Below are 14,245 nucleotides of genomic sequence, written 5' to 3'. Positions count from 1 at the left end.
CAATGGTAAGATTCGAGGCCACTCGTGCCGCCCAGAGAAATCGACATGCAAGCTGACTTCCGACCTAAGCAAATCTACGAACAGGTCGCCGACCAGATCAGGGTGCAAATCCAGAGTGGGCAATATTCACCAGGAGCTCGCCTCCCCTCCGAGCGAGACCTTGCGCACTTGCTGAAGGTGAGCCGACCTGCAGTTCGCGAGGCAATCGGCGCGCTGCAGAATGAAGGCCTGGTAGTCACCCGTCATGGGTCTGGAACCTATGTGGCCGATGCGTTCGGGCGCCCTAGCAATGTCACACCTTTGCATCCTGGCGACCTGCCGGCTGACGCCGACTTCAGCCCCATCAGCACCCTGGAGGTTCGCCTGCTCATCGAACCTGCCATCGCGCGCCTTGCAGCACGCCGAGCACAGCGTGACCCCTTGGCCGAGCAGTACCTGAAGCAGATGGCCGACGTGAAAGACATCACCGACCCTTTGCACCAGGCGCGCTGGAGCGAGTCCGATCGCCTGTTCCATCGCCAGCTCGCCGTGATGACCGGTGACAGGTTGATCTGCCGGATCGCCGAAGAAATCAGCACGACGATGTCGCAACCGCTATGGAATCGACTGCGGGACGATGGCATCTACGACCCTGAGCGTATCCAGCTCTATGTAGCAGAGCATCGGCTGATCTATGAGGCCATCGTGGCCGGGGACGAGGATGCCGCTGCGTTCTATGTCGAGGGGCATCTCAAACGGGTACATCGGGATATCAGCTCACGCGAGTGAGCCCATGATCCTCCGGTCGCACCGCGCCACTCGGTGCGACCGGAAGGACCGGTCACCGACCCGACAAGGGCCTGCGTCCTTCTCTTCATCGATGAGCTGCGGCCCCCATCGCCCTCAACGGACCAGGAAGCCGTTCTTCAGCGGGTCGCGATCATCGATGATCCAGTTGCAAAAGCCGCAAATGTGGGCAGTGCCCGACACCTCGGGTATCACGGCGGGAAAATCGCCGACACGGGTCTGCGCGACGACCTTGGCGGTAAATATCGTTCCGATCACCGACTCGTTGATCAGGACGTCATCCATGCCCATCTCACCTCGCAGATAGAGCTGCGCGACTCGGCCACTGGTCCCGGAGCCGGTTGGCGAACGATCCACTTCACGGTCTGCGAAGATGCAGCAGTTGGCCTGGGTGGCTTTGTCAGAACGCGGCTCGCCATCGATGATGGTGCCGTAGATATGATTGATTTCCGGGATTTGCGGATGCACCACCGGGTAAGCGATATTGGCCGCCTGCTTCACTTCGGCGCCGAACTGCTTGAGCTGCTCCACGGAAGATTCGCGAATGGCCAGGCCGTGCGGCTCGCCACTGGTATAGAAATAAAAGGCGCCGCCATAGACGATGTCACCACGGACCTCGCCATAGCTTGCCGTGGTAACGGTCACGTCACGCTTGTAGATGAACGAAGGCACGTTGATGAACCGAACCCCCTTGGCATGCGCACCATCCCATTCCACGAACGCTTCGATGAAGCCGCACGGGGCATCGATCCCAACTCGGGTTTGCGGCTCGCTACGCTCGACCCAGCCCAGCTCTACTGCCGCGGTAGCCAGGGCGATAACACCATGACCGCAGTGGTCGCTGTAACCCTCGTTGTGCAGGAAGATGATGCCGAAGTCCGCAGCGGGCGACACCGGTTCGGTGAGATAGCCACCATACATGTCAGCGTGGCCGCGGGGTTCGAACATCAGGGCCCGGCGAATGTCATCGGCGTGCTCTTGCAACCAAGCACGGCGCTCGACGATGCTTTTGCCGGGCAAGCGTGGCAGGCCAGAGGTGACGATACGGAACGGCTCACCGCCGGTGTGGACCTCGACGGTGTTGATGCTGCGGGTTATTTGCATGGGGCAGGCTCCTGCGAAACGCGGTCATGGGTGTTGGCGGCCAACCCTGCAAGGGCAACGCGCGCGGCAGCCAGGTCCCAGGCGGCAGTGCCCACGCTCTTGAACACCACAGGGCGGGACCTATCGACACCAGCCTTGAGCGCGTAGGCCAGCGGCTTGACGCGCCCCCAGTCGACACCGGCCTGCAGCAGGTCACCCGCCTCGTGCCTGGCGCCCTCGGGTTCGTCCACATAGATATCGCTGGCATCCAGGGTGGCCTTGCCGATCTCGGCCATGTCCGGGGTGAAGGCCCCTACCCCGACGACCAGCCGTCCGACCTTGCCCGGCTCATCATAGACAGGCTCATTGCTGGTGGTCGCAGCAATGACCACATCGACCTCCGGGACGGTGTTGCCAATCCCTTCCAGATGCTCATGCAAGTGGCGGTTGCGCTCACAGAATTCGACGGCCGCCTGTGGGCTCACGCCCCTCACCCAGATCTTCGCCTGCGGATACAACGCGTTGACGGCCTGGAGATGGTAGCGCGCCTGGGCACCGGTACCGAACAACAGGATCGCCTTCGGCGCTTGCCCGAGGCAGGTGCGGATCGCCAGCAGCGTAACGGCGGCAGTACGGCGGCCGGTCACCTCCGGGCCATCCAGAAGACAGATGATCTTACCTGTGGGCGCATCGCAGACAGTGACCATGCCATTGATGGTTGGCAGATTGCGCTGCGTGTTACCCCGCTGCACGTTGACCAGCTTATGAATGCCAATGTCCTGCGCGGTGGCGGGCATGCTGAGCAGGACACCGCCTTCACCGAGCGGGACAACCATACGTTCGGGGCTCAGCACAGTGCCTGCCTCCAAATCCGAAGCGGCCTGGGCGATCGCTTCGACCAGTTGCTTGAAATCCAGCAAGGCTGCCGTCTGGGCCTGGTCACAGACCACGATGGCGGTGCTAGGGGTGGAAGGGCTACACATGGATTCGACTCTCCTCGTTCAAAAGACCTGCCACGGCCCAAATTGGTCAAAAACAAAACCGTGAAGTGGTCAAAATAATCCCACAACCACCATGTCACAACGAAAAATCCCAAAAACATGTAACAAAATGCCTTCACCGACCCGCCGACGAAGAGAAATTTGGTAACAATAGTGACCACTAGAGGATGCGGCCACAGGCCTCGCACCAAGGCAATGCACGTTCGCCTCCGAGCGGGCTCACACTGGATACGTGCTCGACGAACCCTCTGCCGACGTGCATTTGGCCGATGCCGACCGCTTGATGACGCCGGCAACCGCGAAGTGATGATCGAACCTGCCCAAGATCTCGCACGCGCCGCCAATACCCGCTGACGGAGCCCGCCACGCCCATCAACGAGGAGAGCGTCTGGTCAGACCTATTCGCCGGCATAGGCGTAGAGCTGGTTAAAGCGGGGATTGCCTCTGCTATTGGATACGCCGCTGGGGTAGCGATAGGCTCGGTACTCACATTCGCTGCCCTACCGGCAATTGCCGGTGCTGCAGTAGTATTTGCGATAGGCTGGGGGCTTAATGCAATCGACAATCACTATGGCATTAAAAACTCAGTCAAAGCCGGGGTGCGCTATGCCGTAGATAACATCCAATCTCTCTATGAACACCCTATTCGCATCAGCACCGAAGACCTAGAAAAATACGCAGCGGAAAAAGCTTCACGTATCGCAAGTGGAATTGCAGAAGCCCTTTATGACGAGGCAAAGAACTGGGCACTGAAAAAATTACAACCAGGAGACCTTAACTTACCGGGCTGGCGAACCCTGCCTGAGCTCCCAAGACTCCCTTCGCTTCCAAACTTCAATCCGCCGAAATTCTGACCTTATGACCCTCCGAACCGAACTACATAAGCGCTCCCCCTATTTATTCCGACTGCTTACCTTTACGCTTGGCGCCTGCATGCTTACCTTGGGCCTACTATCCGCCTACTGGCTGTGGAACGATGTGCTTCCTCTGTTTGGAAGAATTTATCGCAACGCGCCCGTTGTAGAGACACCCTACCTAGGGTTCTTGCTGATTGCCATGTGCGCAGTCACCCCAATCATAGTGCTTGCCTGTACCTGCGCAACTTGGCAGGGTCGGAAATTTGATCCACCTCCTCACTCTAAATTATTTAAATTTCAATGCGCCTCGACTAAAGCTACCGCATGGTCAATGCTTTACATAGCTCCGGCATTGGCAATCTTGGTTACCCTTGTACTATGGTGGCGCGACTATTCCCCTTGCCCTGAATTATTAATTTCCGGATCTGCCTGGCAGTTATTTTGGGTAAACGATGAACGCTATTGCTTCAAACCAGACTTCTATATAAATGAGAACTGGCCATGCAAAAGAATTGAAAATAAAGACATATGCATTCAAGTGGATGGTCGTCAATAAAAATTAATGACCGTAGTCAATATGAGACTGATGCTTCTGGATCACGCTTGCCGTTCTGGTTCTTGGTTGAACTGGGCCACGGATGATTGCGGCATCGAGCAGTGTGCCCTACCCCAACGGCACCCCCTTGTTTCGCAGGACTTCGTTGAAAGCATCAGGAATGCCTGCCGCGAGCTGGTATTTTTCCAGCTGGTGCCAATCATTCACGATCGTCGCATCTTTGGGAATCGGGGGCACCGAGCTCAATCGAGCAAACTGGCGCACTGAGGTGATCTCACCTTAACTCCGCTTTCGAGCATGCCAGTAAGCGCAAGCAACCCTGCATGGCCGCTTCTTGGCCAAATGAACGAACAAGCGCCGGGATGCGAAGAAAAATCCGAAAACAAAAAAGGGCGACCCTTTCGGATCGCCCTTCTCACGCCCGGAAAACCGGGGCTTTTGTTTGGTAGGCACAATTGGACTCGAACCAACGACCCCCACCATGTCAAGGTGGTGGCTGAATATCTCGTAACCTTTTGATTTAAATGAATTTATTTGGATCGCCGGCATCCTGAAAAATGCCCAAAATCGCCCATAAGAATCAATAACTTAGCAATGGGTTTTGCAAATAGAAGCGCGTAAATAATAATCTACACGTCGCCCGCGCCACGAAACCGAGGCTCGCCACTCTGTGGCGCCTGGCACTAGTCTTGAGCCTGCCGGCAAGCGGATACCGTCTCCTGCTCTTGCGAGGCATGCTAATTTCTTCGACCTCGAATTTTGGCGGATCACGCCATTTTTCCTAAAGCGGATTCCCACCTCAATTTCGTTCTTTTTGAGGCGAGGCTATCGGCAGGCGCCGACTGCCGCCTCCAGCTGCTTCTCGTATCCGATCCGCTGTCTACGCTCGGCCAGCAGGGCACGCACCTTCACTTCCAAGCTATCGGTCTTGCGCAGGCCGGCGGCTGCCCAGGCCGGCACCGCAATCTCCGGTGCACGACACGGCACCTGTACAGGTACCTCGACGCGCACGTACTGCACTTGCGGCTCGACCTTACCGGCGCACCCAGCCAGGGCCAGGATGCCCACCACCACGCTCCCACAGGTCAGGCCACGGATTACGCGGCCTGCAGCTTGAAACAGGGCTAGTTCGCTCCCACAGTTTCGCGAGTTCACCACCACCAGCCTCATAACCCCAGCTCCTTGTCGATGATCGAGGTGGCGGCCTCGCACTGGTCGCCACCGGTGCGATCCTGCTGCAGGCGGTTCGCCGCGGCGTAGTCGGACTGGGCGCTGGCCTTCGCCTCGGCTACCGCTTGCTCTGCCCTGGCCTGGCGAGCGTTCGCGGCCAGGGTCAGGTCGCCAAGGGCCTTGCCCTGCTCCTGCGCTAGCCCGGCGAGGTTGTCCCGGGCGGCTTTGCAGGTTGCGGCCTGATCCTGCTGGTCATCGAGCAGCGGGCGGAAATGGCCAGTCGTGGCCCAGGTGCCAACAGCCATGCCCAGCAGGACCAGCAGGCCGGCACCGATGGCTCGCAATGCCCAAGCGCTCACGCCAGCACCCGCAAGGCCAGGTCATACAGCGCCAGGCGATCGGCGGCACCGTGCGGCGTCTTTCCGGGCTGCCCGGTGTTGATGATGCTGCCGATGTCGCGTATCCGGCCGGCGTCGGCCATCTCGTTCAGCCCGCGCTTCGCCCACCACCAGGCGGCGGACTGGGCAGCCTGCTCGGCTTGCTCGAGCAGTTCCGGCTCAGCCTCCAGCGGCAGGCCCAGGCCGGCGCCGACCTCGCGGTAGTTGTCGCGCCCGGTGACCTGCAGCAGGCCGCGTCCACGGAACCGCCAACCATCACCGGAGGCCTCCGAACCGTTGCCCATGCGCCCGCCGTACACCTTGTTGGCGATCTTCTCCGGCTGTCGGGCGTAACCGGGGGCGGTCTGACTGGTGAACCTCGAGGGCCAGGTCCGCACCAGCGACTCGGCGCTGTAGTTGAGGTTCTCCACCAGGCTGCGCAACTGGCCAGACTCGTGCCCGATCTGGGCCAGGAAGGCGGCCTGACGGACCAGAGTGTTGATGCGCCAGCGCGTCATAGCCCGATTCAGCGCGGGCAGGAAGGCTCCGACCACTGGCCGGGCCTTGGGCATGATCTGCAGCAACTGCTGCTCGGTTATCGGCATGGGTTTTCTCCAGGCAAAAAAATACCGGCTCTGGGCCGGTCGGTTTCGTTCAGTTGGATCAGGCAGGCGGTGCAGGCCAGGTGATCTCGTCGGGGTAGCCCGGTTGGTCTGGCAGGCGGATCAGCGCCACGCGGTAGCGCTTCCAGGCAGTCAACAAGGCGGTATCGGCTTCAGTGGCTTCGCCAAGGTCTACGGCGTCCTGCAGCGGAGCGATCGCGCTGTCAGCCATAGCGCGGCGGCTTGCGGCCTCAGCCACGACCTGGGCGAGATGCTGCTCAGCGGCCACCTCGGCCTTGACCTCTGCTGTGATCTCCTGGGACCAGTCGATGACTCCCGCCGTCGATACAAGCGGATCAACCCATTCCAGCCCAGGCAAAGGCACACGACCATCGGCTGGGTCGCGGATATCGATCGGGAAACGTGCGCTCTCCGGAGCGTCGGCAGCGTGCGGAAGCATCAAGGTTACGACCAGGCCTCCATTCACACGCTCAACAGGCGCAACAATGAATGAGCTGCTGATCGCTTCGGCTGGCAACGTCGAGCCGTCGGCAAGGCGCGAGAAGTCCAGCGAAACGCCGTTGATTTCGAGTCGATCACCTGCCTTAACTACGGTAAGAGACATGTCGGATCGAACTGGGGATAGCTTGATGATCATTAGTACCACCTTCCAATTGCAATGGCTTCTACTTTAAGACTTGCGCCGCTAAGCGCCACCGTTGAAAACGCCACAAATCCCGCCTGGGTATTAGTGGGTACGGGATTGGTAGACGCCGTCGTTGTCCAAACACCCTGCGCTAGCCCCATAAACATGACTTGCGGGCGAACGATAAAGGCAACAGGGAATGTCCAAGTTCCGCCAACTGGCGCCAGATCTCGATAAATCGAGCCGGTGGCAGTGCAAGTGATCGTAGCGTCTATGTTCGCCCAGCAGATGAGAGTTCCGTTGGCGTACTTGGCGGCGTTGCCGTTGGCATTGCTTATCTGCTCCAGGATGGCCCCGGTCGGCACCCCACCGCTTTGGCTTACCGTGCCGACAATATCGGCCACTGCGGCCGATTTCAGGCCCAGACCGTTTCGCGCTGTCGATTGCGTCGTGCCGCCGGTGCCGCCCTTGGCAACCGGGACGACGTTCTCGGTCGACACCGAGCCAAGGCCGGCCAGGGTCGAGCCCCACTGGTTCGCGATATCGTTGAACTTGTCAGCCAAGGTCTTGGTGTAGCCCTGGACCGGCGTGATGGCGTAGGTGCCTCCGCTGATTGTGGTGCCCTTGTAGGCGGGCAAGATGCTCAGCACCGTGGTGCTGGCAATGTTGGTCACCTCATACCAGTTTCCATCCGGGCCTAGCAGTGCATCGCCAACCCGGGCATTCGCTGAGAAATTGGTGCCGGTACCGGTCACCGTCGTTTGGCCAGCCGTGATCGCGACCGTGCCTGTTCTATACCATGGCATTTAATTAACCTCAATTAATCAATCATTCGAGTAACGACTTATTGGAAACTTGCAAACCGGCACAGTGAAATTAGTATTATTTGTGCCTTGCCAGTACCAGTATCCACCAGAAGTAATCCTCTGAACATAGCTATTCAGATTTGGCGCCCAGTTCAGCCAGATATTAAAAGCAGAGAACTGACTATTATCTATCGCCCAGCTAAGGCCCCGGTCAAACGAAGATACGCAAATAAAATCATCAACATCGACGCTAATATCTGGCGAAAAAACCCGATAACTATCGCTGTTAACAACCATTGCCCAGTTTTTGGCAAACTTTGAATACCTGACAATTTTGTCTTTCGCAGAAAATACTGGCAACCCGGACGAATCGCTGATATCCATTCCATAACCAGTAGCCTGGAAGGTGTCTGCAAACTTGCAGGCCACATATTCGAGGGTAAAGTTTTGCAATGGCGAGCTACCTGGAGCGGCTGAAAAAGTCCTGAATCCAGTCCAGTGCCCAGGAGATCCAACCATGCTTATATAGATTCCAAGAGTGGCGTGAGAGGCCGACTGAACCCTGACAAAAACCTGCGGCGCCTCCTTTGTGGCGATTGGCTTCTCGAATGTAACCGCCCCCTCGCCGCCACGGTCCGTGTACCGAGAAGTGACCTGATAAGTCCCTCGCTCAGAAAAAACCAAGACCTTGTATACACTTGAGATGGTTACAGAGGCGAAATCATTGATCGCACTAAATCCGTACTCAGCCATTTGTCGGCCTAATCACTTCCAGAATGCAATCGACAGTGCCTGACACCCATTCATCAATATAGTCATTGCCAATCCCTGTTGGCCAGCGTCGGTTTACATACGTGTATATAGCCACGGAATTACCACCGAGATTTTTATATGTAGGAAGCATCGGATAAGACTTCCATCCATTCTGCGGCTCCTGAATATATATCTTGGGGGTTATCAATATAAAGCAGTTGGCCGGATCATACCCTGGAATAGTCCAAAGAATGTAGTCAGAACGGGTTCCTCTACCCGTGTTATAGCCTGATGCAGGAATCTCCATTGAGCCAATTTTGGAGATTGTAAAATCCTGCATCCCCAATGTCTGAACATTGTTAGCGTTCCGTATCTCTACTCCATATATTGACATGTAACCCTCGCTTCAGAGTCGACACTCAGAAGAGTGCCGCATAAGTTCACTCGAGTCGGCCTACAGCCGTGCGACGAACACCGTTTTTGTCGTAGACGTACAGGCCGTTGTTGTTCAACAGGATCGATCCATCGACCGACTGCCCACGGATCGAAACGGCACCGGTGACCATGTTCAGTTCGATCAGCGGACGACCTTGGGAGTCAACCGCCTGGGACCTCAAGGTCATACCGAGGACGATGTTCTGGATGAACGCTTGGTTGATGAACGCCTGGTTGATGTACACCTGGCCGCCCTGGACAACGAACGGCGCAGACAGCGTGCCGTTGATGCCATTGACCACCGCGAACCGGTCAGCAGACACCAAGAACTGGCTCTGCAGTCCGGCTGGACCGTTCTCGATGCCGAGGCCAATACCCGCGGCAACATACTGACCCTGGGCGTTGATCTGCATCTTCACCGACCACATGGTGCTGGCCTTGCCGTCCAGTGCAGCCAGAGCCTGGCTGGTGACCTGTACAGCAGCATTGGTCTTCTGAATTTCGCCGTTGGTCTTATCCAAGCCGGAGTTGAACGACACCTCCAGCGTCTCGGTCTTCTTCGCCTGGACGTCGATCTCGGTTGCCCGAACCTTCGCCTCGTCCGCAATCTTGGCGGTGTTCTCCCAACCCTTCAGCGCCCCAGCCAGCTCACCCTCGCCATTGTCGTCACGCTCACCCTGCGGCACTGTGAACGACGCTTCCATGTAACCGATACGAGTGCCGAGCGCCTGGTCAGCATCCGCGCGAGTGGCGGCCTCATCACTGATGGATGCCTCACGCAGCGCACGCTCCCCGGCAACAGCATCGGCACGGTCGGCCTTTTCCTGATCGAGCGCCGAATTCGTCGCGTCAACCCGGGAATTAACGGTCTCCAGGCGCGAAGCCGTCGACGACTCGTTGTCGGTGACAGTCTTTTCCAGCGCCGAGATACTGGCCGAATTGGCACCGACCTTGGTGCTCACATCCAGGAACCGGCTGGCCGTGGCCTGCTCATTCGTGACGACGGTCTGCTCAAGGCTGCGGATGCTGCCCTTGTTCTCGCCGACACTGGCCTCAACCGTTGTCATCCGGCTGGCCATGGCCTCGTTCTGCGTGGCGCGGGTGCGTGACTCTTCCGAGACCTTGGCCAGGGTGTCCCAGCCCCGCAGGGCGTCGTTGAGCGCGCCCTCTCCGTTGTCATCGCGATAGGCCGACTGCACGGCCTGCAGCATGGCGGCGTTGACCGTCACCTTGCCGTCGATGGTGCTGATGTCGGTGGTGTTCTTGGCCACGGCCTGGGCCAGCCCATTTGCCGTCTCAGCGATGCTGCCGATATCCACCCAGTAGGTCGGGTTCGGCGGCGCATTGCTGCCGTCCGCCGCAGCTGGAACGTTGGCGATAGCCATGTACAAGCGCTGGCCACTGCGCACAGCGTCGTTCTTCAGGTAGGCATTGGTGGGCACGTACTCGAGCGGATCGGTCAGCTCGGTGATCAGGTCCTCCAGCTCCTGCTTGGCTGCCTCGATTCGGCCATTCACCGAGTCCGGCCCCTCGCCGGAAATTTTCTCAATCTCCGTCAGCAGCTCTTGGCCCAGCTGGCTTTCGCCGATCTTCCCAGCCAGAGCATCGAGGAACGTACTGACATCCGTCGACGTCGACGCCGGCACCTTCAAGAACCCACTCACCCCGTAGGCGTTCTTCGAGCGCACGAAGTAGTAGTAATTCGTGAAGAAGGCCAGCCCTGTATGCGTCAGGCTCATGCCCTGCCCCAGGTATTCCGCCTGCGCCGCAGGCGCCTGCGGGTCGAGGCTGAAGAAGTACTCGTAGGTGCCGCCGTTCAGGCCATGAAGCGTATTGCTCGGGAACAGCGTGATGCTGTCGATGCTCGACTGAACGACGCAGGCTTCGGGCACTGGAGGTCCGTCGATGTTGACGGTGATGCTCGCTTCGCCCGACCGGGCCAGCGGCCCAATGGCGGCCACGCTCATGGTGTAGCTGCCCGATGGGAGGCCGGACAGCGGCACCTGCAGCGTCGTCGCTGGTACCTGCTGGGCCTGAATGGCAGTGCCACCCTGACGCACGGTAACCGCATAACCGGTGACGGTACCCGCTGTCGCAGCCCAGGAGAGCACCCCTTGGACCACTTCCGCAGTACCATCGGGGGTCCACGCCAGATTGGTCGGGCTGCCGAGACCGCGGGTTGGCAGACTGATAAAGCCAATCGGGTCGTAGGGCTGACCTACTGCGTCGTCGAATATCGCGGGTTCGTTCTGTGCCACCACAACGTTGCAGCCGGTGTCGTCGGCCATGGCCCAGTCGGTCACGATGAATTCGCCAACGATATTCAGCGAAGGCAGATTCACCTTCACCGAGCGACCAGGCCGGCAGTTGTAGCCCATAAAGTTCATTGGGATGTTCAACGTGCCGCCTGCGCGCCGGCGCCGCAGCTCGATATTGGCCAGGCGCTGCGCCTGGTACGGATCGCTTACATACGAGAAGGCCAAGGTTTCCGCAGCCTCCCCACCATCCTCGACCACCCACTCGGCGACCGAAACTTCGGGATAATCGGTTTCAGCCCAAGCCTGGGTCGGATCTACGAAAGTCCCGCGCACGGTGTTGATGGCCGCATCGTTGGACGGCTCGGTACTGCCGGTGACGGTTCCGGTCACCATGTCCTCAGTGATCTCGAAATCGTAGGGGCCGTAGTAGGCGCCGACCTGTAGCATCCATCGGCCGCCAACGCGGATTACCTTTCCACCGCAGGCCGCCTCCAGCTTTTGCAGGACCTGGGTGCGCGACTCATCGGCGCCGATCACGCAACCAGAGCGATAGCGCGGCGACGTGCTGCCATCAGGGTTGCCAACCGACTCATCGCAGACGTTCGCGCTGCTGGCGAAGCTCGCGAACACGATCTCGTCGTCCGGCACGCCACAGCGGTGACGCAGAAACCACAGAATGTGCAGGGCTGTGTTCTCGCTGTAGCCAGTGGTCCCGGTGCGAGGATCATAGATATCACGACGCCCACGGATCACGAACCGAACATCGGGGATGCCGGAGGGATACTTTTCGGTGTCATACTTGAACGAAAGACGAACGAATGACAGCCCGCGACCGATTTGGGTGTCCCGCCAGTCCGGGCAGTTCGCCTTGAGGAACGCATTGACCTGGGTCGGATCAACTACCACCTCATAGGAGGCGTGCTCGCCGTAGGAGCCGATGAGTTCCTCACCAAGGTAGATCGCCTCTATGCCATCGATTGCTCCCTCCGACAGGACGTAGACCATATGCAGCCATTCTCCGCCCTCCTGGCTCCCGGCCTGCTCTTGCCCCCAGGCCAACACGCCACCCGTGCTCACGCGCCCCAAGACGAAGCGCGCAGATGCCTTGGAAGAGCGCAGGGTCTGGCTGGATGGCTCGCCGGCACGCAGGGAGCCGGTCTCCAATTGGTCCTGCTGCGAGGCGACATAGAACGCCAGGGCCGCACCAGCTAGCGCGCCCCAGGGGCCGCCCTGGGCAAACCCGATGACGGCGCCGACAACAACCTGGGCGACCTTCTTGACTGCCGAACTCATTCAACTCTCCAAACCGTCAACGGCTCACACTCGATCCGGCCGACGCCATCCGGCGCCACCGACCAGAACTCATCCGCCCAGAACACCGCCACGCCACGCCCATTGGGGCCGTCATACAGCGCAACGTCGCCGCGCTGGATGAGCGCCGGCTGCACACGGGCAAAACATGCGTCCCAGGCCGCCTCCAGCGAGCCGTGCATCTGCTTGAGCAGTCTCTTCGCGCCCGCCTCGGTGCTGTAGTTGCCGCGGTAGGCGGCGGCGGGGTCGATGCCGCAAACCGCCACGGCGCAGTCGGCGGCGAACAGACAGCAGTCAAATTCACCCCATGAAAAAGGCCGCTCGGTGGCGGCCTTGATCGTGTTGGCGAGTTGAGTTGTCCAATCGCGCTTTCGCATAGTCAGCTCTCGTAGGTGAACTTCGGGGCGTCCTTCGAGGCGCCCCAGTAGATGGGCCAGTCGGCAATCTGCGCGATGGCAAAGAAGAACCGGTCATCCTGCCGGCGGGCCCGGTGGTTCTCGTCGGTCCAGCGCTCGGTGCCAGTGCGGTTCCACTCGGCCATGCGGTCAATCAGCGGGACCGTGATGCTGTTGCCCTCCTCGCCATTGCCGGCGTAGGAGAACTTGGCCGCGTCCATGCGACCGCTGAACAGGATGTCAGCGGCGTAAGTGCCATCCTCGTCAAACACCACGAACATCAGTTTGCCGGCGCGCCCGCGGCATCCTTTGAGCGAGGTCTCGGTGATGATCTGAACGTCCAGGCCATTGAGAGTCAGCTCGACCGACATGGGCGACCCTGAGTTGCTGCTTTCCTGCGACTGACCAACAGAACCGAACGTGCCGACACCCTGGTAGGTGATGCCGTCAATAACCAGGTCTCCGGTACCGGTGTGCGCGAACACCATGCCGTCTGGAAAATCCAACTGGCAGGCGTATACCGACATGAAATTGCCCTTGGCGATGATATCCACGACCGACTGGCTGAATGGGAAAATGCTGCCCGCCATCAGAATGCCTCCCGAAACTGGTAGCTGCCGTTCGACACGACGGGCTGAATGGTCCATTGATTGGTGTCATCCATGCGCCGCATCTCGCAGTATGGGTTCTGGTACTCAACCTTGGCGCCGGCAGCGATGGTCTTGCGCACACGCTTGTTCACGTAAACCGTGGCCTTGCCGGTGGCATCGCTCGATGCATGCTCTACCACCTCGAACATTTCGCCATTGATGGTGATGTAATCGCCCCGGCTGAATACGCGCCTGCTGGCCGTCATACCCTGCAGCTGCAGGAATGAGGCTTGGGCAGTGGCCACCAAGACGGTTGGGGCGCCGATGTTGTCCGTTCGCGTCCGAGTGATAGCCGGGATGTTGACCGTCCCGAACATGCCATGCAGGCGCCCCAACAGCGCAGTCAGTTCGCGCTCGTCTTCTTCGTAGAGCACGCCGAAGTTGAGCGTACAGAACCAGTAGGAGCCCGGCTTCGCCACGATCTGCTGGGAGTTTGACAGCGACGAAGTGAACGCCCGGTTGTTGTGGACGATACCCCAGGTAACCTCAGTGGGCTCCAGGGGCTCGGGCCATTCTTCCGCCATTGGGTAGCTCCAAGAAAAAGCCCGCCGGAGCGGGC

At 59.3% G+C, this 14,245-nt stretch carries 14 protein-coding genes, 1 tRNA gene and 1 pseudogene; 2 read left to right on the top strand and 14 right to left on the bottom strand.

All coding sequences use genetic code 11. The features are described 5' to 3' along the window. Positions 1 to 45: 45 nt before the first annotated feature. Positions 46 to 768 carry a FadR/GntR family transcriptional regulator gene (locus K8374_RS09725; RefSeq protein WP_224458842.1) on the top strand — a complete coding sequence of 241 codons (723 nt, stop codon included), beginning with the start codon at positions 46 to 48 and terminating at the stop codon, positions 766 to 768. Positions 769 to 882: 114 nt separating this feature from the next. Here the strand turns inward: K8374_RS09725 and lhpH are convergent, their stop codons facing one another. Both lhpH and lhpI read right to left on the bottom strand, forming a co-directional pair. Then, positions 883 to 1,890 carry a trans-3-hydroxy-L-proline dehydratase gene (gene lhpH, locus K8374_RS09720; RefSeq protein ID WP_224458841.1) on the bottom strand — a complete coding sequence of 336 codons (1,008 nt, stop codon included), beginning with the start codon at positions 1,888 to 1,890 and terminating at the stop codon, positions 883 to 885. After that, positions 1,881 to 2,852 (bottom strand): bifunctional Delta(1)-pyrroline-2-carboxylate/Delta(1)-piperideine-2-carboxylate reductase, encoded by a 972-nt coding sequence (lhpI, locus tag K8374_RS09715; RefSeq protein WP_224458840.1) that lies wholly within the window; start codon positions 2,850 to 2,852, stop codon positions 1,881 to 1,883. Before lhpI ends, lhpH begins: the two co-directional genes overlap by 10 nt. A 617-nt stretch (positions 2,853 to 3,469) precedes the next feature. Here lhpI and K8374_RS09710 point away from each other — a divergent pair. Beyond that, entirely contained in the window at positions 3,470 to 3,724 is a 255-nt protein-coding gene (locus K8374_RS09710) for a hypothetical protein (RefSeq protein ID WP_224458839.1), read from the top strand. Between the two features lie 593 nt (positions 3,725 to 4,317). Here K8374_RS09710 and K8374_RS09700 read toward each other — a convergent pair. From K8374_RS09700 to K8374_RS09645, 12 genes and pseudogenes are all read right to left on the bottom strand, one after another. Then, positions 4,318 to 4,559: pseudogene (locus K8374_RS09700) on the bottom strand (IS5/IS1182 family transposase); the annotation flags it as partial. Positions 4,560 to 4,726: 167 nt separating this feature from the next. Continuing rightward, a tRNA-Val gene (locus K8374_RS09695) sits at positions 4,727 to 4,835 on the bottom strand. Between the two features lie 273 nt (positions 4,836 to 5,108). Then, the gene (locus K8374_RS09690) at positions 5,109 to 5,453 is read right to left on the bottom strand and encodes a hypothetical protein (protein ID WP_224458837.1); all 345 of its coding nucleotides are present in this window, start codon (positions 5,451 to 5,453) and stop codon (positions 5,109 to 5,111) included. Continuing rightward, on the bottom strand, positions 5,450 to 5,812 hold the full coding sequence (locus K8374_RS09685; RefSeq protein ID WP_224458836.1) for a hypothetical protein: 363 nt from the start codon (positions 5,810 to 5,812) through the stop codon (positions 5,450 to 5,452). The genes K8374_RS09690 and K8374_RS09685 overlap by 4 nt, the downstream gene beginning before the upstream one ends. Continuing rightward, on the bottom strand, positions 5,809 to 6,435 hold the full coding sequence (locus K8374_RS09680) for a glycoside hydrolase family 19 protein (RefSeq protein WP_224455859.1): 627 nt from the start codon (positions 6,433 to 6,435) through the stop codon (positions 5,809 to 5,811). Before K8374_RS09680 ends, K8374_RS09685 begins: the two co-directional genes overlap by 4 nt. A gap of 58 nt (positions 6,436 to 6,493) precedes the next feature. Continuing rightward, positions 6,494 to 7,090 carry a tail fiber assembly protein gene (locus tag K8374_RS26320; RefSeq protein ID WP_318010846.1) on the bottom strand — a complete coding sequence of 199 codons (597 nt, stop codon included), beginning with the start codon at positions 7,088 to 7,090 and terminating at the stop codon, positions 6,494 to 6,496. Beyond that, positions 7,090 to 7,884: a phage tail protein gene (locus K8374_RS09670; protein WP_224458835.1), complete on the bottom strand. Its 795-nt coding sequence runs from the start codon at positions 7,882 to 7,884 to the stop codon at positions 7,090 to 7,092. Before K8374_RS09670 ends, K8374_RS26320 begins: the two co-directional genes overlap by 1 nt. An 18-nt stretch (positions 7,885 to 7,902) precedes the next feature. After that, complete coding sequence (locus K8374_RS09665; RefSeq protein WP_224458834.1) at positions 7,903 to 8,637, bottom strand: hypothetical protein; 735 nt, start codon at positions 8,635 to 8,637, stop codon at positions 7,903 to 7,905. A gap of 440 nt (positions 8,638 to 9,077) precedes the next feature. Beyond that, a complete protein-coding gene (locus tag K8374_RS09660) occupies positions 9,078 to 12,623 on the bottom strand; it encodes a phage tail protein (RefSeq protein ID WP_224458833.1) in 3,546 nt (1,181 codons plus the stop codon). Then, positions 12,620 to 13,018, bottom strand: coding sequence for a DUF6950 family protein (locus tag K8374_RS09655; RefSeq protein ID WP_224458832.1), 399 nt, complete (start codon positions 13,016 to 13,018; stop codon positions 12,620 to 12,622). The genes K8374_RS09660 and K8374_RS09655 overlap by 4 nt, the downstream gene beginning before the upstream one ends. 2 nt (positions 13,019 to 13,020) lie before the next feature. Then, on the bottom strand, positions 13,021 to 13,626 hold the full coding sequence (locus K8374_RS09650; RefSeq protein WP_224458831.1) for a hypothetical protein: 606 nt from the start codon (positions 13,624 to 13,626) through the stop codon (positions 13,021 to 13,023). Beyond that, the gene (locus K8374_RS09645; protein ID WP_224458830.1) at positions 13,626 to 14,210 is read right to left on the bottom strand and encodes a hypothetical protein; all 585 of its coding nucleotides are present in this window, start codon (positions 14,208 to 14,210) and stop codon (positions 13,626 to 13,628) included. Before K8374_RS09645 ends, K8374_RS09650 begins: the two co-directional genes overlap by 1 nt. Positions 14,211 to 14,245 lie beyond the last annotated feature (35 nt).

Source organism: Pseudomonas sp. p1(2021b) (assembly GCF_020151015.1).
GTDB lineage: Bacteria > Pseudomonadota > Gammaproteobacteria > Pseudomonadales > Pseudomonadaceae > Aquipseudomonas > Aquipseudomonas putida_K.
This window is presented reverse-complemented; position numbering and strand designations above follow the sequence as displayed.